This is a genomic window from Pseudoalteromonas sp. SG44-1 (genome assembly GCF_014164315.1).
In the GTDB taxonomy this organism is placed as follows: domain Bacteria; phylum Pseudomonadota; class Gammaproteobacteria; order Enterobacterales; family Alteromonadaceae; genus Pseudoalteromonas; species Pseudoalteromonas rhizosphaerae.
This window is the reverse complement of record NZ_JACJEW010000025.1, coordinates 1-20,865: the sequence shown is the minus strand read 5'-3', so window position 1 is coordinate 20,865 and position 20,865 is coordinate 1. Positions and strand designations below refer to the sequence as shown.

Here is a 20,865-nt window from a genome sequence, read left to right as displayed (position 1 = left end):
GGGCGCGGGTCAGGGGATATCATGTTAAACAAATCTACTCTAGGCGTAGCAATTGCCGCTGCGTTGTCTTTTTCTGTGTCTGCAGAGCAATCAATAGAACGCCTGACGGTAACAGCTAATAAATTTGAGCAATCAATTACTGATGTACTTGCCAGTGTAACTGTTATTGAGCGCAGTGATATTGAAACAAGTAATGTCCGTGATTTACCGAGTTTACTAGCAACCCAAGTTGGTTTTCAAATAAATTCCAATGGTGGCTTTGGACAAAGTTCTGGCGTGTCACTTCGCGGTTCAAGCTCGCGACATACACTTATTTTGATTGATGGCGTACGTACGGGCTCTGCAACCCTTGGTTATAAATCAATTAGTAATATTCCTCTTAATTCAATAGAGCGCATTGAAATTGTTAAAGGCTCTCGTGCTGCAGTTTATGGGTCTGACGCGCTCGCTGGTGTGATCAATATTATTACTCGTACAAAGGAATCCGTCAGCCTAGATGCAACATTTGGTACTGATGCTTATCAAAATTATCAAGTTGCAGGTACAACGGTAGTTGATGCTGTTAAAGCGTCGTTTAATGCTGGGTTTGAAAAAACGGATGGCTTTGACGTATTGCAAGGCGTAGCGCCGGATGAAGATGGTTATGAGAACAAAAATTTAGGATTTAATATTCGCTATGCAGATGAGCTGTTAGGTGAGCTTAAAGCGCTGGGTCAATACAGTGAAGGTAATGCACAATACGACAATGCTTTCTCGCCTATTGATAGTATCGTAGAAAATAATGAATTTGAAAATTATCAGCTAGGGCTGGGTTGGGATAAATCCTTTACCGATCATAAGCACTCAATTAATGTTGCTATTGCAACCGATGATTCTGACAACAAAGGCTATGATTACACAGGTGCGATTGTTACTAATAGTTATAAAACAAAACGTAAACAATTTGATTACCACGGCAGTTATAATGCAAGCCAATTTTTAACCGTTAATGGCGGGCTTAATTGGTATAAAGATGAAATATATACCAATGGTAAGGCTTATCTAGCGGATAGCAAAGTAGCTAAAGCTGCATTTCTTGGGGGCTATTTTGATGACAATAAAGTCATTGCAAATTTAGCATTGCGTTTAGATGATGATGAGCAGTTTGGTAATGAAACAACTTACGCCGCAGCTGTTGGTTATCACTTAAATAAGCGTGCAACACTTAGATTGAGTCAAAGCACGGGCTTTAAAGCGCCAACATTTAATGATCTTTATTTTCCTGACCCTTTATCTCCAGGTAATCCAAATTTAGCACCAGAGACATCAACTAACCAAGAGTTAGGTTTGAGTTTAGACTTTTCTCAGGCAAAGCTTGATATATCAATATTCAGAAATAATATTGAAAACCTAATTGCATGGGCACCTAATGCAGCTGGTAAATGGCAGCCAGAAAATATAAATGAAGCACGCCATGAGGGTGTTGAGTTTAGCTTTGCCAATAAAGTACTTGGTTTTGATAATCAGTTTAATTTTACTTATTTAAATGCTGAAAATACCGAAACGGGTGTAGCACAAACTTATGTTTCACCACGTACTGTGAACTGGTCTGTTGCGAAGCAGTGGGGCGATTTTGATGCCGGTTTTGATATGCAGTACCGTAGTGATCGTCAAGGTAAAGTAACAGAGCTTAGTTCTTATACGTTATGGAACTTAACTGCAAATTATCAATTTAACAGTGCGCTTTCATTTTCTGCTCGTGTTGAAAACTTATTTGATAAGCAATACAACGCGGTTGACTCAAGTATGGATTATGCAACTGGCGAAGTGTTTTACTACAATACAGTTGACCGTCGCTTCTTTGTTGGCGCCAGCTACCAGTTCTGATCTCGTTCTAGCTTAAATAAAAAAGCCCGACACCTTTGTTTGTCGGGCTTTTTTATATTTAGATGAAAATGCTTATTTAGCACTTTGCTTAGTTTACTAAAAACTGTTTATAGTCTTTTTCAAACTTTTTCAGCTTTGGTGCTATCAATAAACTGCAATAGCGTTGCTCAGGGTTTTCGTTGTAGTAGTCTTGGTGATACTGCTCTGCAGGGTAGTAAGTGGTTGCAGGGCTAACTTCAGTGACGATATCTTCGCGTATTTGGCTTTGTAATTTTGCAATATATTGATTAGTTTGCGCTTGCTGCTCGCTATCATGATAATAAATCACACTTCGATATTGGGTACCTATATCATTACCTTGGCGGTTTAGCTGAGTGGCATCATGCAGGGTAAAAAACATCGCCAGTAAGGTTTCGTAGCTTATCAGGCTACTGTCAAACTTAATCTGTACAACCTCTGCGTGGCCGGTGAGGCCAGTGCAAATTTGTTTATACGTAGGCTTAGTTGTTTTGCCGCCAGTATAGCCAGAGCTTACTTGTAAAACGCCTTTCACGCGCCTAAACGCGGCATCAATACACCAAAAGCAGCCACCACCAAATGTTGCTGTTTCATTTGTTATACTCATTAGTTGTTCCTTAAAGCTGTTAAATTACACGGATGATCTAGCGTATCAGAAGAACGAGCAAGGTGGTTTATTATTTCATTTAATTACAGTAGGGAAGTGTGTGGAAGTGAAAAGTAGCGTTGCTATGGGTTTGCAACGCTACGATGAGATTAAAGCTCTTTTAGCGGCCTTTCAGCTTCTTGTTGGTTGAGCTTTTGTTGTAAAAACTCAGGAGACTGAGTATTGCGAGCCAGCGCATAGTACGCCGCAGGAACAACAAATAGCGTAAGTATGGTTGCGACAATAACGCCAGTAAACACCACTACACCAATTACCATACGGCTCTCTGCACCAGGGCCTGAGGCTAGCACTAGTGGCACCGCACTCATTACCGTAGTCAAAGAGGTCATAATAATTGGTCGCAATCTTTGGGTTGCTGCTTGTAAAATAGCTTCACTAAACTCTACGCCTTTATCGCGCAATTGATTGGTAAATTCGACAATCAATATACCGTTCTTAGCACTAAGACCAATCAGCATTACAATGCCTATTTGGCTGTAAATGTTTATGGTTAGTCCTGCAACCCATAAACCAAACATTGCGCCCATCAAACCCAGTGGCACAGTGAGCATGATCACAAAGGGGTGCATAAAGCTTTCAAACTGAGCGGCTAAAACTAAGAAGGTAACAGTAAGCGCTAGAATGAAAACATACGTCATCGCTGAGGCACCTTCATAATATAATTGCGATTCACCTTTATAATCAATGGCGCCATCAATTTCGTTTTCTTCCATTGCCACTTTATTTAAAAAGTTAAGCGCTTCTTCAAGGGTATAACCATCGGCGAGGTTAGCGCTCAAAGTAATAGCACGCATTCGGTTGTAACGATTTAGCCTTGATGCAGTGGCTTCTTCTTTCAAGCTAATTAAGCTATCTAGAGGAACCAGTTCATCACTGCGTGATTTTAAGTAAATATTTGATATATCAGTAGGATCAGCAAAGTCAGCTTTGGTGCCTTTTAAGATCACATCGTATTCTTCACCACGGTCAATAAAGGTGGTAACACGGCGTTGGCCTAACATGGTTTCAAGGGTGCGGCCAACATCCGAAACTGAAATCCCTAAATCCGCCGCTTTGTTTTTATCGATACTGATCAAAAACTGCGGGAAGGTTTCTTTGTAGTCATGGTCAATACGCACCAGTCCTGGGTTTTTCTCTGCACGTTCAATGATCCGGTCTCGCCAATCAGCTAATTGTGCATAATCATTACCTTGCAGGACAAACTCAATGGGCCGTGATGAGCCACCGCCACCAATACCACGGCGCATAATAGCAAAAGCGCGCACATCGGTGACTTCAGTCATTTTTGCACTGATCTCATCCATTACTTCCCAAGTTGAACGTTTACGTTCATCCCAGTCAGCCATACCAACAATTGCTACACCACCGCTGCCACCCCAGCCAGGTACGCGCACCAGCACTCGGCTTAGTTCGCCCGCTTCGGAATAAGGCATTAAACGTTCTTCAATTTTTGCCATGTTGGCGGCGTTATTTTCATAACTTGCCCCTTCAGGGCCACTCATCATGATAAAGAAAGTACCACGGTCTTCTTTTGGCGTAAGTTCTGAAGGAATTTGTTGGAACAGTAAATAACTAACAAAACCAGCCAGCAGTAGGGTGATTGTTAAACCACCTGAACGCGTCATATTTGAGCGTAAAGAGTTTTTATAACTTTGCTCAATCTTACTAAAGATACGGTCCATCCATTGGCTGAATTTACTCTCTTTTGAGGATGGTTTGAGTACTAATGAACACAACGCTGGCGAGAGTGTTAATGCGGTAATGCTTGAGAAGAATACCGCAGCGCTGACGGCCATCGCAAACTCGGTAAATAATGCGCCGATACGGCCATCCATAAATACCAAAGGCACAAACACCGAGATCAGCACTAAGGTGGTGGCTATAATTGCAAAACCAACCTCACGGGCGCCACGATAGGCAGCTAGTAGAGCCGGTTCGCCCAGTTCGATACGCCGGTGAATGTTTTCTAGCATTACAATCGCGTCATCAACAACCAAGCCAATTGCTAGCACCAGCGCCAGTAGTGTCAATAAGTTAATTGAATAACCCATCGCCAGTAAGAACATAAAGCTACCAACCAACGCAACAGGGACTGTTACCGCTGGGATCAAGGTAGCGCGAATGTTCCCTAAAAATAAGAAGATAATTAATACCACCAAAGCCATTGAAATAGCCAAGGTACTGTAAACCTCGTTAATCGATTCTTTAATAAATATTGACGAGTCATAGCTGTCTTGAATAGTTGTGCCTTCTGGCAGATTACGTTTGATTTTTTCAAGTTCAGCACGAGCATTATCGACCACGGTAAGTGTATTGGCCTTAGCTTGTTTAACAATACCAAGGCCAACCATGTTGCGGCCATTACCACGGAATAAGCTTTCATCGTCAGCGGCTTCTAAGTTTACATCAGCAACTTCACCAAGACGAACTAAGTAACCATCGTCACCACGTTTAATTACCAAGTTTTTAAAGTCTCGCTGCTCTTTATAACTACGCGCTGTTCGTACGGTAAAATCACGGTCGATAGATTCAATTTCACCAGCTGGTAGCTCAACATTTTCAGTTCGTAGGGTGTTTTCTATGTCACTACTGGTTATGCCACGAGCAGCCATTGCTTGGCGATTGAGCCAAATTTTCATGGCATATTTACGTTCACCACCAACACGCACATTGGAAACACCATCTACCACAGCTAAACGGTCGACAATAAAGCGCTGTGCATAATCAGACAGTTGCAATGAATCCATCGTGTCGCTATTGAGTAAAAACCAAGCAATAGGGCTTTCATCACTGTTAGATTTAGATACTTCTGGCGGGCGTACTTGCTCAGGGAGGCTATCTAGTGCGCGCGCTACACGTTCGCGGACATCGTTTGATGCGGCATCAATATCACGGCTGATATTAAATTCAATGGTAATATTTGAGCGACCATTTCTACTTGATGAATTAATGCTTTTAATACCTTCGATACCGGAAATACGGTTTTCCAGTACTTGGGTTATTTTTGTTTCTATGATCTCGGCTGAGGCACCCGTATATTCAGTGCTTACACTGACTATTGGTGATTCAATATCAGGATATTCGCGCAGCGGTAACATCGAAAAAGCCACTAAACCAAAGGTTAGTAACAGTAGGTTAATTACAATTGCAAAAACGGGGCGTTTGACACTGGTATCAGTAATTTTCACAGTTTACCCCTTCACAGTAACTTTGCTGCCTGAGCGAATTTTAATAATTCCTTCAGTAACAATTTGCTGCCCATTACTAATACCTTCATCAATGGCAACCCAGCCATTGTGACGACCTGCAACGTGAACCTCTACTTTGGTTGCTATTCCGTCTTCAATTTGAAAAACATAATGTTTATCTTGTTGTGGGATCACCGCTTTTTCTGGCACCATCATCGCTTGATTTGAGCTCAGTTGTAATGCTGTATTGAGCAACATGCCCGGGCGTAATAAACCACTTTTATTCGCGAAGCTGGCTGTGACTTCAACACTGCGGGTTATTGAATCAATTCGTGCACTAACGTGTGTTACTTTACCGGTAAAGGTTTTTTCAGGGTAAGCATCATTTTGGGTCATTACTTTCATGCCAACGTTTAATTGCGCAAGGTATTTTTCTGGGACTTTGAAATCGACTTTAATTATGCTTATGTCATCTAAACTTGTAATAATTGTGCTGTTATTTACATAAGCACCTACGGAGATTTGACGCTTACCTAAAATGCCTGAAAAAGGCGCGAAAATAGTCATTTCAGCCAATTTAGTTTTAGCATTTTCAAACTGCGCTTCGGTTGCATCAACGCGAGAAAGTTGCTCTTCGAGCAATGACTTTGCGGTTGCTTGAGAGCGAGAAAGCTCAGTTAAGCGTTCAAGTTGACGTTTTTCTTCACGTAAGTTAATTGCCAGTTCTTTAACGGTGAGTTCTTCTTGCTGCGATTGCAATTGTACGAGCTTTTGACCTTTACTGACTAAATCACCGTCTTTAAAATAAATGTCAGTTACGTAATCATTTTGTGCGCTTTTTATATAAATTGCTTGATTAGCGCGGGCACTGCCGATAGCCTCAATGAGGACTGCATTTTCTTCACTTGCTACAGTGTGAGCGGTTACTTGGGTAGCACTTGCTGTGAAGTCGGATTGCTCACCTTGGCTACTTGGTAAATAAAGATAAACACATAGCCCCAGAAGTAGAGTAATAATAAATGGAAATAGCGCTTTGCCAGATTGCTTTGCATACATTGTTAAAAATACCGGAAATTTAATTGCCTCTAGTGTACAAAATTACAGCGTGAATTGGCGGCCGCGTATCTCATAAATCTGTCGGTTAGGCGTAAAAGTTAAGTTATTTTTTTGTTTGTTCCTGTTTTGTGTTTGTATATGAGAGAGTTATGAAGTTAACGAGCAAATGTCCGCGTTGTATGAAAATACGAAAATTGATTATTTGGACTATAATTATGTACGTTTTTTATATTATTTTTTATCGTTATGGTTAAACGCAAAAATACTGTTTTAAAATTGCGTGCGCAAGGTGCGCGCAATGGTATCGAAATTCTCACTGTCGGTGCGGTGGGGCTGATATTTATAATGCTGTTTAATTTACTGCGGCCCGACGAAATTAGCATTTTCGAAACTTTTTTAGTGAGTTTATGTTTGGCTGCTATTTTTGTTGGTTTTTTAAAAACTCAAGAGCCATATTACAGTTTAGTTATTACAGAACAAGAACTTACTTATCAACATAAATATGGCTATTGGAGTCTGAAGCAAGAAAATCTAAATCGCAGTGGTATTCCTAAAGTAGAACAAGAACTTGAACCGCTTGAGTTAAATGCTGTAGGTATTAAACTTAATGACACTGATGAATTTTTATTACAATTAGCACCAAGAATTGCTGGTAAATTATTGATCGAACAACGGCATTTATTTATGCAAGTAATTCAAAAACATTGCAAAAATGGCAATTGCCCATCAGAATGGTTAGTTGAAGATAATCATTACACTTCTGTGAATGGTCGCAGTTTTAATGGCTTGATAGCCATGTTTGCTAATAGGATGCGACATCTACGGCAATTAACAGGATATGATTTACTGTTACCCGCAAGTGTATTAGATAGAAGTATTTGGGATTTTAGCCATAGCTTAAATGCATGGCGGAATAACCCAGTCGTATTTATAGAATCTCAATTAGAGAGACAGACGCCTGAAAATAGGCGTTAGTTAGTAGGATGAAGCGATGAGTCAAGATAGATCTTTTATTAAAAGTGGCAGAAATACCATAATCCATAAAGATAAAAAACTCGATTTAGTGATCGTGAATTCTGAAATACACCCAAAAATCAAGGTAACTCAACATGGTTTAGAGCCATTTAAGGAAGAGTTGCCAAAAAATCGTCGTGAAGCTAAAGAGCGCTATTTAGAAATGGTTTACATAGGTAGTGCTGACGTATTTGGAGAAGAGAAGCGCTTACTGTTCATTCAGGCGTTAGATGGTCGTGAGTATAAGGTCGATTATAGTAAAATAGGCACAAAGTTATTTGTCCGTATTCACCAAGATAGCTATTTATAACATCCTCTTTTTGTATCTGGCATTGTTGTTGCTTAATTTATTGATTGGCGTGGCTATTAATATAAAAGCTACGTAATTTCAGTTTTAAATGAGGAATCAGTGCATGAAATCCCCTTTAATGGTTTTACCGTTGTTTGCTGTATTGACAGCATGCGGTGGTGGCGGAGGCGGCAACGATAATCCCGTAGTCGCAGCATCCGTATTTGCTGGCGATGATCAGCGCATTATTGAAAAAAGTGAATTTACTATTGAGGCCAAAGGGTCGCCTGCTGATGGTACCTTTACCTGGCAGCGAGTAAGTGGACCAATTATTGCCGGCTTTCCCCTCACTGGTGCACTACAAACCATTACTGCCCCTGATATTAAAGCAAACAGTGAGCTATTACTGCGTGTTAGTTATCAAACCACCGATGGCCAATTAGTTAGTGATGACTTACTGATCGAAATTGAGTCAAATAATCAGCTTCCTCAAGTCATTGTCACTCAAACTGCACCCGAAACATTGCCTTCAGATTATAAAGATATAATTACCTTAAGTGGCGCCAGTTCAGTTGATCCGGATGAAAATGGCCAAATTAATAGCTATAACTGGCAACAAATTACAGGGCCAACGCTCGCTGTAGATAGTAATAGCAATGCAACAATTAGTTTCACTCATCCGTTACTTGATACCAACACGCAGATCACTTGGCTGTTAACGGTTGTTGATGATGAGGGGGGCGAGTCGAGCTCGCAGTATTCTCATACCTTAAACAAAACCAGTGAAGTCATTATTGCTAATGCTGGTATTGATCAAAGTGTTATTGAGCTGGAAAAAGTGACCTTAGATGCTACAGATTCCGAAACAGTAACAGACACCTTTAAATGCTACTGGCAGCAAACAGCTGGCACAGCGGTGCTTGATAACCAGCAGCAATGTATTACTTCTTTCACAGCACCGGCAACCGAAGCGGTCAACACCCATACTTTTGAAGTAACCGTGACTGATAGTAAAGGTCGCACTGATAAAGATAGTGTTGATATTGTGGTTAATTCTAAACCGCTTGGTCTTATCAATGATACTGGGATGAGCAAATGCTACAACAACACCCAAGAAATAGCCTGTACAAGTCCTGATTTTCCGCGTCAAGATGCTTCTGTTGGCCGCGATAGTGGGGTTGGCTCGCATATCGAGAAAGTGGGTAAAGGTGAGCAGGCTTTTGATTTTACAAAACTTAACCAGTTTGCCGATGAATTATTAGATAGCGCCGCTAATTTTAGTTGTATTCGCGATAACGTTACGGGTTTGATTTGGGAAGTAAAAAGCCCTAATACAGGCACTTTACCAAATACGGCGTTGCGTGAAGGACAAAATCATTATACTTGGTATTTAACTAGTGAAGATGGTGTGCAAACGGGGAGTAGCCTTGGCACGCCAAACAGCACTTGCCCAAGTAATAATAATTGTAACTTACAAGTGTATGTTAATGAAGTAAATGCTCTTGATTACTGTGGCGGTACTAACTGGCGAGTACCTAGCTACACAGAGCTATTAACGCTACTTAATTATGGCAAGCATGGACAATCAATATTGCTCGATGAGAATTACTTTCCTAATACGCCTAATAGTAACTTATTAGCGGATGGACTAATTTATTGGACCTCACAAACTGCGGTAGATGGGACTAGCTTATCACAAGCGTATATTTTTGATATGAGCGACGGCAATGATTTGGCATATCCTAAAAGTGATACCGCGTTTGTGCGCTTAGTCAGAACCGCAGGAGCAACACAATGAAATCATTATTAATTGGCTTATTGTTAGCAAGCCCTGCAGCAATGGCTGTGCAGACCTGTTATGAAGGTGTAACACAAACAACGGCTACAGCGCGTTTTACAATGCACACCGATGGTACGGTGAGTGATAATATCACCGGACTTATGTGGCAAACCTGTAGTTATGGACAAAGCTATGACCTAACAACCAATAGCTGTTTAAACAGCATTGTGAAAGTTAATTGGCAAGAAGCATTAAGAGCTGCGGTAAACGACCGCACAGGTGCTTATAAAGATTGGCAAGTACCTAATAATAAAGAGCTTGCCAGTATTTTAGAACATAGCTGTGTAACCCCTAGTATTAATGAGACCGTGTTTTTGGGCAATTTAAGTGAGAACTATTGGACTAGTACATCAGGTATTGGCGATAAAACTTCAGCTTGGGTATACACCTTTGACAGAGGTCTTAACAGTTTGCACGATAAAGAGTCGTTCGTTTATTTACGCTTAGTGCGCTATGAAAAGTAACATCGCCGTTTAAAAATACTGCTGAAATACCTCTAACCGCGCTTGTTCTAGCGCGGTTTTTATTGCTGCGCCCTTAATGCCTTGCGTAATAAATTGCTGCGGGTTAATTGCTTTAGCTGCTTTGGTTGCTGTTAATAATAATTTTTGATTAGCCAGTGATGCTGCTTGGTTAATCTCAACGGCTTTTAGAACTGCCTCGAACCGTTCAGGGCGGCGCCATAAATCGAGTTGATTGCAGCAACTGAGTAGTTGCTCTGCGGTGATTGTTTGGCTAGTTAAGGTTGCTTGGTGGGTATTAAGTTGTAATGCTAAGTCGCGTACGTCATTTGGTAAACGAATAGTTTGACTGAGAATTTTAATCTCTTCTTGCGTCAATGATGCAGTGGCTTGTACAAACAATAATGCCTGATCGGTTATATTTTGGCTTTGTGCGTAAGCGTAACGGTTTTTTAGTTGTTGATATAACTCATCGCTCCAGTTACCTGCTAAGGCAGGGCTGATTGCACTAAGCGCGCCTAACTGCGCTAAAATATTCAAGAACTCAGCAAATGCGCCATCCGTTAATGATTTTTCACATTCTAGCCAAATGCGTTCTGCGGTGAGTGTTTGTAACTCTCCTTGGTTGATCATCTGTGTTAGCAATTGCTGGGTTTCTTCGGCAATCGTAAAACCAAGATAATGATAACGAGCTGCAAAACGGGCAACGCGTAATATGCGTAGTGGATCCTCGCTAAATGCGTCAGATACATGGCGCAAAATGCGGTTGTCTAAATCTTGCTTGCCGCCATAAGGGTCAATTAAGTTGCCATCTTGTGCTTTTGCAATAGCGTTAACGGTTAAATCGCGGCGGCGTAAGTCGTCTTCTAAGGTAACATCTGCTGAAAACTCGCAGACAAAGCCCGTGTAACCTTGGCCTTGTTTTCGCTCGGTACGAGCTAGTGCGTATTCTTCTTTAGTTTTTGGGTGTAAAAAAACGGGAAAGTCTTTACCAACTTGTTGATAGCCTTGTTTGATCAGTTGCTCAGGAGTTGCACCGACCACCACATAATCGCGTTCTTTGATGATTCGCCCTAATAGCTCATCACGAACTGCTCCACCGACCAAATAAACTTGCATAATTTCCCCTGAATATTAACTGTGCAAACTATTTTACGTTATTTAACTAATAAAACGCTAACAAGGTTTTCACTTACGCTGTTTTTTTGCCATTATAGGCCGTGATTTAATCAGTAAGGAAATTTAGGGTGTATTTAAGCTATTTTGGCTTGTCAGAGAAACCGTTTTCAATCGCGCCAAATCCACAGTACTTATTTTTAAGCGAACGCCATAAAGAAGCGTTGGCGCATTTAACTTATGGCTTAGGTGAAGCCGGTGGGTTTGTATTGTTAACCGGTGAGGTGGGAACAGGGAAAACGACCTTAACCCGCAGTTTGCAAGAGCAGTTACCTGAAAACACACAAGTGGCGTTGATCCATAATCCAGCACTGTCACAATTGGAACTGTTAGCGAGTATTTGCGATGAATTTCATATTGTTTATGACGAGCAAAATGCGACGTTAAAAACCTTAACAGATGCAATTAAAAAGCATCTTGAAGCGAATCATCAAGCAGGTGGCCACACTATTTTGATTATTGATGAAGCTCAGCTTTTAGCCCCTGACGTGCTAGAACAGCTTCGTTTATTAACTAACATAGAAACAAACCATAAAAAATTACTACAAATAGTATTGGTTGGTCAGCCAGAATTACAGGCTTTATTAAAGCGTAATGAGTTGCGTCAGTTAGCACAGCGGATCACTGCTCGTTATCATTTACTACCGTTAACTGAAGGACAAACTTTTGCTTACGTTAAGCATCGTTTGTATGTTGCAGGTTGTGATCGGGGACTATTCTCAAATGATGCGTTAAAAACGATTCACTTAGTTACTGCAGGTATTCCGCGTTTAGTAAACTTATTATGTGAACGCTGTTTAATGGGCGCTTTTTCTAAGCAGCTAACGATGATTGATAGTGATATAGTAATGCGCTCAGCACAAGAAGCGTTACCGCCGAGTGCATTAAGTTCCGTTAGTATAGAGCAGCAGTCGTCGTTTAATTGGCTCTATCCGTTGGCATTTTTAACTGTGCTCAGTCTGGGTATTGGTTTGTCGTTTATTCTTTAATTAATGGTCATATATGTCGTATTTATTAGATGCCTTAAAACAATCAGAACAACATGATGAAGCGTCAGCACATGACAGAAACGCTGAGCAATTAAAACAGCAGCAAGAACTGCAGCGTTATCGTTTTATTGCGATTTCGCTTGGCTTGTTGGTTGCTTTTTTACTGACCTTAATGGCAGGGTTTTCAATTGGTAAATGGTTACAAAAAAATCATTTTAATACCCCTGAACAAGTGGTAACGACTGTTCAGGATCAATCAGTGGAGCCTGCTGATGACAAAACACCTGTACCTGCCACAGTGAAGCCTGAGCAATCGATACCGGTGCAAACAAATCCAGTACAAACTAGCCCAGCCCAAGTTGCCAGCACGCAGCCGATGTCTCAGCCGCAATTTGTTCAACCTCAGCAATACCAACAAGCAGCAGGGCAATATCAGTGGGTGCAAGTGCCAGTAAATACTGCACCAGCTTATCCGCAAGGTCAGCCAATGCTGGTGCAAACACCTAATGGTTATCAGCAAGTATATGCAGCGCCTCAGCAGCAATATAATCCTAATGCAGTGCAAATGCAGCCAATGATTAACAATAGCGCTAGCAATATCGATATGAGTAAATACAAAGTATTGGGGAAGCCTATTGGCGAACCGACTAGTGAGAAATCAAAGCCTGTGGCAACTGTCAGCGATGAAGAACTTGAAACTGTGCCAACGGCGCTTAAAAACGCCTTTGCTCGCGCTATCGAAGATACTCAAAGCACCCAATCTCATCAAGTAACGCAAGGCACTAAAAATTCATCTTATGCTGAGCCGATTGAGTTACTACCTGATGCTTTGTTGGCATTGATGCCAGAAATTAAATACCAAGCGCATATTTACTCATCATCACCTGATAAACGTTGGGTAAAGCTCAATAATCGGGAGTTATATGAGGGAGATAGCATTGGGGACTTAAGAGTATTAGAGATCACTCCAGAGCAAACGGTGCTGAGTTTTGATGATTATGAATTTAGCTTAAAAGCGCTGCAAGATTGGCCCGAGTGACGATTATATAGCTACTTCGCGCAGGCCTATTTTGTTTTCGGTGATCATTACGGCAAAATTGAATTTTTGAAAAATCTAATTAAATCAATGTTGAAATCCGCTGGTTTAATGGCGGATTCTAACGAATCTTGATTTCGGTTATGCGCCAGATCTATATCTTGAACTTGCGTATAGTGAGCGTGTTTTGCATTGTAAAAAGTTTTCACTTGAGGTTTAAGAGGGCTGCTAGGGTTGCTTTTGGTCACTAGGCCGACTTTTTGACTCGACAGTTTAACTAACGTGCCAACTGGATGAACGCCAATACACTGAATAAATTTAGTCAGTAACTCGCCATCAAAGCTATCTGGACAACCATCTTTGAGTATTTTAAAGGCCTTGATTGGCTCCATGCCGGCCTTATAAACACGCTCAGCGGTAAGTGCATCATAGACATCAACAATCGATGCCATACGCACGTACTGGCTTATTTCATCAGCTCGCTTGCCAAACGGGTAACCCGTGCCATCTAGTCGCTCATGATGAAAGCCTGCAATATCGACGGCAATGCCTTTAAGGCCCGCTTTTTCTAAAATTTCTTTACTAAAACGCGCATGATCCTGAATCACTTTATATTCTTGATCGGTTAACTTACCCGGCTTATTAAGAATATCATCCGGTATCTGAATTTTACCAATATCATGTAATAGCGCACCGGTGGCAAGCTCTTCAATAAGCGCTCGTTCAAAACCTAAGTGTTTGGCAAAAATACTGATTAAGATCGAGACATTGATCGAGTGTTCTAGTAGGTAGGCGTCTTTTTCACGCATACGGGTGATGCATGCTAGCGCATCTTGATTACGAAATACCGAATCAATAAAGCCGCTAGCTAATTCTTTAAAGGGGGTAATATCTATAGTGTTACCGGCTTTTATATCGGTAAATGCTTTGCTTTGCAGTTGTTTTGCTTCGCTGTAGAGCTTAAATGCTTTGTCCATCTCTTGCTCAACACTGTGTGTTGTAGACCAAGGATCACGTTGTTTAGGCGGTTCAACCTTTATACCGCTTGTTGTGGCAGTAGGAGTGAGTTCAACGATGGTTTTATCAGGATCAATTTCAACTTCTAAGATACCGGCTTTTATAAGTTGCTGTACGCCAGCTTGCGTTTTTACCCAACCTTGGTTTTTGATTTTAATTTTACCCGTTTGTTTAGTTACGCTATGTACAAACATACCTGGTATAAGCTGATCGATTGGGATAATTTTCAATGTGTTTACTTCATAATAAATAACATACTACAAAGTTAGCAAAATTCTTACTGGATAAGTAGTAAAAAGGGCGCTAATTAGCGCCCTTTGTTAATATCTACTTAAACTCTACTCGTCATCTTCAACTAAAGTCATTAGTGATGTATTACCGCCTGAAGCAGTTGTATCAATACTAATGGTCTTTTCTGTTAATAAGCGCTTGATTAGCGTGTCGTAGTACTCAGCACTGATCACTGGCAAGATAGCTCCTTTACGTTGCGCTAGCTGTTGACTGAAGTAGCCTAAGCGTGATGAGCGCGATGCAACAACAGCACCTGCTAAATGAGGGTGCGCCAAAATAGCTTGTAACTGATTCGGTTTAGCTACTTGGAATACCCCTTCAGCAATACCTGTTGAGATAAACTTATCTTTAAAGGCCACCGCTTCGTCATAGAATAACTCCGACGCTACGGTGATCACGGTATTACCTGCAGCAAGTGCGGTGATGATCGAAATAGCCCAGAAGTTAAACGAGGTACTCTTATCGGCATAACATACAACACAGCCACGCGCTTCAAGGTGAAGGGTGTTTGATTCACCTGTTGGCCCCGGCAAAGTAGTAAACTTACGCATGTGCTTTTCAAGGCGATTAAGTTGGGCACGAGCATCGGCAAGTGTTAATGCTAAATCGTCGGCTAACTCGTCAATAATATCGACTGTGGCAACTTTAGCTAATAACTGACGTACCGCTGAAACACGATCGTTCAGTGGGGTTGCGCGCCAAATTTTTTCATCGCGCATGGAGTTTGCCATTAACTTCTCGACTTGCTCAGCAGCACCTGAATAGTGGTGAGTGTCAAGCTCGTCTGGTGTTAAGTTAGTCATTTGCACGTTTTCAGGTGATGCTTTTTCTTTAACTAAACGAGTTAAGTAGTTAGGGCCACCTGCTTTAGGTCCGGTGCCAGATAAACCACGACCACCAAACGGTTGTACGCCAACAATCGCGCCAATCATATTACGGTTAACGTAGACGTTCCCTGCACGCGACATTTTTGCTAAGTATTCACAACGCTCTTCGATGCGTGAATGGATACCCATGGTTAAACCAAACCCAGTGTTATTTATTTGGTCAATCACGTTATCAAGTTCTGTGCCTTTAAAGCGAATGATATGTACACATGGGCCAAATACTTCACGTTTCAGTACAGATAGATCTTTGATTTCATATAAACGTGGCGCAAAGAAATACGCTCCGTTTTCGCTATTATCTGGAATATCACACTCATAATGCAGTGTTGCGTTGCCTTTTAAGTACTCAACATGTTCGTTTAAGTTCTTCAAGGCTTTTTCATCAATTACAGGGCCGATATCGGTTGATAGTAATGATGGATCTCCAATGTGTAGCTCTTTTAACGCGCCTTTGATCATTTCAATTACGCTATCTGCGATATCTTCTTGAATGAACAATACACGCAGTGCAGAACAACGTTGACCAGCACTTTGGAAACCAGAGCTAATCACATCGTCAACGACTTGCTCAGGCAATGCTGTTGAATCTACGATCATACAGTTCTGACCGCCGGTTTCGGCAATCAACGGTACTTGAATATCATTACGTGCAGCAAGTGTTTGTGAAATGATGGTACCGGTCTCAGTTGAGCCTGTGAACATAACCGCTTGAATGCGCTCATCAGGAACAATAGTTTTACCTACTTCACTACCGCGCGCAATAACAGGCTGTACCACATGCTCTGGTAAACCAACAGATAACATAAGCTCAATAGTGCGCAGCGCAATATAGCTAGTTTGTTCAGCTGGTTTTGCAATAACAGTGTTACCAGTTACGATTGCAGCAGCAACTTGACCTAAGAAGATTGCTAATGGGAAGTTCCATGGACTGATACATAAAATCACACCACGGGCTTCAAAGCGCTCATCTTCACTTAGCTCTTCGGCGCGAGCTGCGTAGTAACGACAAAAATCAACCGCTTCACGTACTTCGTCAATACCATCTTGTGCTACTTTGCCGGCTTCTTTGATACAGATAGCCACAAGCTCGTCGTGATGACGTTCTAGAATATCAGCAATACGGCGTAATAGGTTTGCGCGCTCTTTAACTGGCGTTTGTGACCACGATTCAAAGGCGGTTTCTGCATTGCTTAGTAGAGTGAGCATATCATCGCTATTTTGTAGCTTGATATGACCGATGATCTCTTGATGATTGGCTGGGTTTTTAACTGCAATTGAACCTTCAGGAATATCGCTTTCACTAATACGGTGCTCTGCAAACCAGTTATCAAGATTTTCCTTGAATGGCGTGATCACATTGATATCGGTTAAATCCATACCTTTTGAGTTAGCACGTTCAGCGCCGTATAAATCAATCGGCATCTTAATTTGCGTGTTGTACTTGTTACGCAAACCTTGCAGTGTTTCTACCGGATCCGGTAATAACGATTCAACAGGTTTCGTGGTATCTACAATGGCGTTAACAAACGATGAGTTAGCACCGTTTTCAAGTAAACGACGCACTAGATAAGCCAATAAATCTTCGTGCTGACCTACAGGGGCATAAACACGACACTGAATTTTTTCTTCAGTTACGATTTGGTCGAATAATGATTCACCCATACCGTGCAGGCGTTGGAATTCAAAACCTTGGTTATCACCTTTAGCAACTTCTAAAATTGTTGCCGCAGTGTAGGCATTGTGGGTTGCAAACTGTGGATAAAGTACATCACGTGCTTCTAGCATTTTGATAGCACATGCTTTGTAAGATACGTCGGTGGTTGCCTTACGAGTAAATACTGGGAAGTGCTCTAAACCATCTTGTTGTGTGGTTTTGATTTCGGTATCCCAGTAGGCACCTTTAACTAAACGCACCATCATTTTACGACCAACACGGCTGGCAAGCTCAGTTAACCATTCAATCACAAAAATTGCGCGTTTTTGATACGCTTGCACAGCTAAACCAAAACCATGCCAACCAGCTAGGTCATCATCACTAAATACTGCTTCGATTACATCAAGTGAAATATCAAGACGATCCGCTTCTTCAGCATCAACAGTAAAGCCAATATCGTAGCTTTTAGCTGCCATGGCCAGCTCTTTAAGCTTAGGCACAATTTCGTTCATGACACGTTCTTTATGAGTAAACTCATAGCGAGGATGAATCGCAGACAGCTTCACTGAAATACCAGGGCTCTTAATTGGGCCACGGCCATTTGCCGCTTTACCGATAGCATGAATCGCATTCATATAGCTATTGAAATAACGCTGTGCATCTTTCATGGTGCGAGCGCCTTCGCCAAGCATATCGTATGAATATACATAGCCTTTTTGCTCTTTTTCTGCAGCGCGTTCGATGGCTTCGTTAATTGTACGACCCATAACAAACTGCTTACCCATGATCTTCATGGCAAAGTTTACTGACTTACGAATAACCGGCTCGCCTAAACGACCAATGGTTTTTTTCAGTACACCAAACTGCTGTTCTTTGGTTTTATCAGTGTAGTTAACCATTTTACCGGTCACTAATAGACCCCAAGATGACGCATTAACGAATAGTGAGTCGCTGCTGCCTAAGTGAGAGCTCCAGTCGCCTTTGGCTAACTTATCGCGAATTAGCGTGTCTTGAGTGGCTTTATCTGGCACGCGAAGTAATGCTTCAGCTAAGCACATCAATACCACGCCTTCTTCACTAGAGAGAGAGAACTCATTAAGTAGCGCATCAACACCGCTTTGACCATCTTGATCGCGACGAATAGTGTGAACTATCTGGCGAGCACGTTCCCAAGCACGGCTGCGGGCTTTTACGCCAACTTCAGCAAGCGGTAAAATATGATCAATTACAGCATTTTCGTCAATGCGATAAAAGTCACGGATTTTTTGTCTGATTGGACACGTTGTTGTCAAATCGCCGTCAAATAACATAAGCAACCCTCTGGTGTATGGAGTCTTGCAGCTAAAAAATTTCGCTGCCCGATTTTTATGTACGTAATGCGTGCATTCTAATTAAAATCCAGCAGAATATGCTGGTTAAATTTAGCGTTTTACGATAATTTACAGGGCATACCTTAAACTTATCCGCATAAAATTCTGTTATGACAAGTCCGAATAGATTACGCATGCTCGATCGTATCGATTTAGCAATTTTAGACGTTCTGCAAAAAAACGGCAGAATATCTAATGTTAACCTCGCAAAGCAGGTTAACTTAAGTCCCAGCCCGTGTCTTGATCGAGTAAAACGGCTTGAACAAGAAGGTTACATCGAAGGTTACTTTGCCAAGTTGAGCGAAGCCAAACTTAATCAAAGCTTAGTCGCGCATGTGCAAGTGTCGTTAGTGACGTCAAATACTGCGGTATTTAAAGTGTTCCGTGAACATATTTTAAAAATAAAGCAAGTGGTTGAGTGCGACATGGTTGCTGGTGGCTATGATTACCTATTAAAGATTCGGGTTTCGGATATGGATGAATACCGTCAAGTGCTTGGTGATTTAGTCGATATACCGGGTGTTGGTACGCACCACACTTATATGGTGATCGAAAAAATTAAACAAGACACAGGGCTCAGACTCGATACTTAAATTTAAAAGTTATTTATATATCCGATTATCTTAAAATGGGAGTGGTGTTGAAATTAAAATCGATTCAGAAAAGGCATTGTTGCAAAGTAATGCCTGATATTAAGCACCTATGATGCTTATAATCTTTTTATAAAGCTTGTCTCGCATCACTTTGTGGGCCAAAGCTACGGGCCGCCTCTACTCATAATTTAGAGAATGTTAGGGCTGTGGCTCTGCTACTTATTCTCACGCCACTGGGCTTGCCCTGAGCCAAGCTCGTGTAATACGCGACCTGTAAACCCAGCGGATGGTGTATTTGAAACCCAAACCTTTATCTCACCTGATTCACCCATACCGACTATTAAATATGGGTAAATATCAGTTTCTACTTCGCCTGTATGGTAACTAAATCGAGGTAGTTTATTTGCAAACTTATAACCATTTTTATCTATTACCACTTCACCAAAGTAAATTCTATTTTCTGACTTATCTAACCATTCAACGGCTACTTTTTCTGGGAATTTTTGATCGTAAACACTTACCGTCGCTCTAGTTTCACCATAGCAGCACCCAATTGCCCCTGACGGTATTCCCCATTCATCATCAAATACCACAGAGCGCCCCCAAATTGCATTGCCATTTTCGGTGCCGACACCTGCAAGCATGTAATCAATTTTACCTGTTGACGAACATCCTACAGCGAATAATATTAAAGCGAGTGTGATAAGTAATTTTATGAGTTTGTCCATAGTCTATATCCATTTATTAATTGTGATTGCCATTGTGTGCTGAGCTCTGCTTGCGCAGGCTGATTATAACAAAGCGCGAGCTGTGGTTTTTAGTGGTGAATTCAGCGTCTTCTTCTGGGTCATGAGCTACGGGCTGCCTCTGCGAATACTTTATAGAACATAAGCTTAGGGTAGTGGCTTTACTACTTATTCTCACGCCATTGGGCTTGTCCTGAACCAAGCTCGTGTAATACGCGACCTGTAAACCCCGCTGATGGTGTATTTGAAATCCAAACCTTTATCTCACCTGATTCACCCATACCGACTATTAAATATGGTTTTACATCTTTAAAAACCTTACCTGTATGCGCTGTGTATGAAGGTAAATTTTTAGCTAACCTATAACCATTTTTATCTATTGCCACTTCACCAAAGTAAATTCTATTTTCTGACTTATCTAACCATTCAACGGCTACTTTTTCTGGGAATTTTTTATCGTAAACACTTACCGTACCACCAGCTTGTGCGTAACAGCATTCTATTGCACCGGAAGGGATCCCCCACTCATCATCAAATACTATTGAGCGGCCCCAAATTGCATTGCCATTTTTGGTGCCGACACCTGCAACCATGTAATCAATTGTTCCTGTTGACGAGCAACCTATTACAAATAATGTTAAAGCAAGTGTGATGAGTGATTTTATGAGCTTGTCCATAATCTATATCCATTTATTAATTGTGATTGC

General features: G+C 41.4%; 16 protein-coding genes. 8 read left to right on the top strand and 8 right to left on the bottom strand.

Features of this window, described 5'->3' with window-relative positions; translation table 11 throughout:
- The first annotated feature begins 21 nt into the window (after nucleotides 1–21).
- Nucleotides 22–1,866, top strand: a complete 1,845-nt coding sequence (locus tag H5187_RS12775; RefSeq protein WP_182797923.1) for a TonB-dependent receptor domain-containing protein — start codon at nucleotides 22–24, stop codon at nucleotides 1,864–1,866.
- 88 nt (nucleotides 1,867–1,954) lie between these two features.
- On the opposite strand, the gene msrA is transcribed toward H5187_RS12775, so the two are convergent.
- From msrA to H5187_RS12760, 3 genes are all read right to left on the bottom strand, one after another.
- Nucleotides 1,955–2,491: a peptide-methionine (S)-S-oxide reductase MsrA gene (gene msrA / locus H5187_RS12770; RefSeq protein WP_182761524.1), complete on the bottom strand. Its 537-nt coding sequence runs from the start codon at nucleotides 2,489–2,491 to the stop codon at nucleotides 1,955–1,957.
- A gap of 149 nt (nucleotides 2,492–2,640) precedes the next feature.
- Nucleotides 2,641–5,739 carry an efflux RND transporter permease subunit gene (locus tag H5187_RS12765; RefSeq protein ID WP_149981367.1) on the bottom strand — a complete coding sequence of 1,033 codons (3,099 nt, stop codon included), beginning with the start codon at nucleotides 5,737–5,739 and terminating at the stop codon, nucleotides 2,641–2,643.
- A 3-nt stretch (nucleotides 5,740–5,742) separates the two neighbouring features.
- The gene (locus tag H5187_RS12760) at nucleotides 5,743–6,795 is read right to left on the bottom strand and encodes an efflux RND transporter periplasmic adaptor subunit (protein ID WP_149981366.1); all 1,053 of its coding nucleotides are present in this window, start codon (nucleotides 6,793–6,795) and stop codon (nucleotides 5,743–5,745) included.
- Between the two features lie 246 nt (nucleotides 6,796–7,041).
- Between H5187_RS12760 and H5187_RS12755 the strand changes: the two genes are divergently transcribed.
- From H5187_RS12755 to H5187_RS12740, 4 genes are all read left to right on the top strand, one after another.
- Nucleotides 7,042–7,770, top strand: coding sequence for a DUF2982 domain-containing protein (locus H5187_RS12755; RefSeq protein ID WP_149981365.1), 729 nt, complete (start codon nucleotides 7,042–7,044; stop codon nucleotides 7,768–7,770).
- 16 nt (nucleotides 7,771–7,786) lie between these two features.
- Nucleotides 7,787–8,119 carry a hypothetical protein gene (locus tag H5187_RS12750; RefSeq protein WP_149981364.1) on the top strand — a complete coding sequence of 111 codons (333 nt, stop codon included), beginning with the start codon at nucleotides 7,787–7,789 and terminating at the stop codon, nucleotides 8,117–8,119.
- 103 nt (nucleotides 8,120–8,222) lie between these two features.
- Nucleotides 8,223–9,896 carry a DUF1566 domain-containing protein gene (locus H5187_RS12745; protein ID WP_149981363.1) on the top strand — a complete coding sequence of 558 codons (1,674 nt, stop codon included), beginning with the start codon at nucleotides 8,223–8,225 and terminating at the stop codon, nucleotides 9,894–9,896.
- Nucleotides 9,893–10,402: a DUF1566 domain-containing protein gene (locus H5187_RS12740; protein WP_182718369.1), complete on the top strand. Its 510-nt coding sequence runs from the start codon at nucleotides 9,893–9,895 to the stop codon at nucleotides 10,400–10,402. The genes H5187_RS12745 and H5187_RS12740 overlap by 4 nt, the downstream gene beginning before the upstream one ends.
- A gap of 9 nt (nucleotides 10,403–10,411) precedes the next feature.
- Here the strand turns inward: H5187_RS12740 and H5187_RS12735 are convergent, their stop codons facing one another.
- Nucleotides 10,412–11,518 carry a tRNA nucleotidyltransferase gene (locus H5187_RS12735; RefSeq protein ID WP_182739884.1) on the bottom strand — a complete coding sequence of 369 codons (1,107 nt, stop codon included), beginning with the start codon at nucleotides 11,516–11,518 and terminating at the stop codon, nucleotides 10,412–10,414.
- Between the two features lie 128 nt (nucleotides 11,519–11,646).
- Here H5187_RS12735 and H5187_RS12730 point away from each other — a divergent pair, with 128 nt between their 5' ends.
- A complete protein-coding gene (locus tag H5187_RS12730) occupies nucleotides 11,647–12,564 on the top strand; it encodes an ExeA family protein (RefSeq protein WP_145235164.1) in 918 nt (305 codons plus the stop codon).
- Nucleotides 12,565–12,577: 13 nt separating this feature from the next.
- Nucleotides 12,578–13,603 carry a general secretion pathway protein GspB gene (locus H5187_RS12725; RefSeq protein WP_182761525.1) on the top strand — a complete coding sequence of 342 codons (1,026 nt, stop codon included), beginning with the start codon at nucleotides 12,578–12,580 and terminating at the stop codon, nucleotides 13,601–13,603.
- Nucleotides 13,604–13,650: 47 nt separating this feature from the next.
- Here the strand turns inward: H5187_RS12725 and H5187_RS12720 are convergent, their stop codons facing one another.
- Together H5187_RS12720 and putA are read right to left on the bottom strand one after the other, a co-directional pair.
- Nucleotides 13,651–14,847, bottom strand: a complete 1,197-nt coding sequence (locus tag H5187_RS12720; RefSeq protein WP_182761526.1) for an HD-GYP domain-containing protein — start codon at nucleotides 14,845–14,847, stop codon at nucleotides 13,651–13,653.
- Nucleotides 14,848–14,955: 108 nt separating this feature from the next.
- Nucleotides 14,956–18,759 carry a bifunctional proline dehydrogenase/L-glutamate gamma-semialdehyde dehydrogenase PutA gene (gene putA, locus H5187_RS12715; protein WP_182718365.1) on the bottom strand — a complete coding sequence of 1,268 codons (3,804 nt, stop codon included), beginning with the start codon at nucleotides 18,757–18,759 and terminating at the stop codon, nucleotides 14,956–14,958.
- 170 nt (nucleotides 18,760–18,929) lie between these two features.
- On the opposite strand from putA, the gene H5187_RS12710 reads away from it, so the two are divergent.
- Nucleotides 18,930–19,412: a winged helix-turn-helix transcriptional regulator gene (locus H5187_RS12710; RefSeq protein ID WP_145235173.1), complete on the top strand. Its 483-nt coding sequence runs from the start codon at nucleotides 18,930–18,932 to the stop codon at nucleotides 19,410–19,412.
- Between the two features lie 215 nt (nucleotides 19,413–19,627).
- On the opposite strand, the gene H5187_RS12705 is transcribed toward H5187_RS12710, so the two are convergent.
- Together H5187_RS12705 and H5187_RS12700 are read right to left on the bottom strand one after the other, a co-directional pair.
- Nucleotides 19,628–20,140, bottom strand: a complete 513-nt coding sequence (locus H5187_RS12705) for a DUF2931 family protein (RefSeq protein WP_182761528.1) — start codon at nucleotides 20,138–20,140, stop codon at nucleotides 19,628–19,630.
- A gap of 182 nt (nucleotides 20,141–20,322) precedes the next feature.
- Nucleotides 20,323–20,835 (bottom strand): DUF2931 family protein, encoded by a 513-nt coding sequence (locus H5187_RS12700; protein WP_182739887.1) that lies wholly within the window; start codon nucleotides 20,833–20,835, stop codon nucleotides 20,323–20,325.
- Nucleotides 20,836–20,865: the final 30 nt, after the last annotated feature.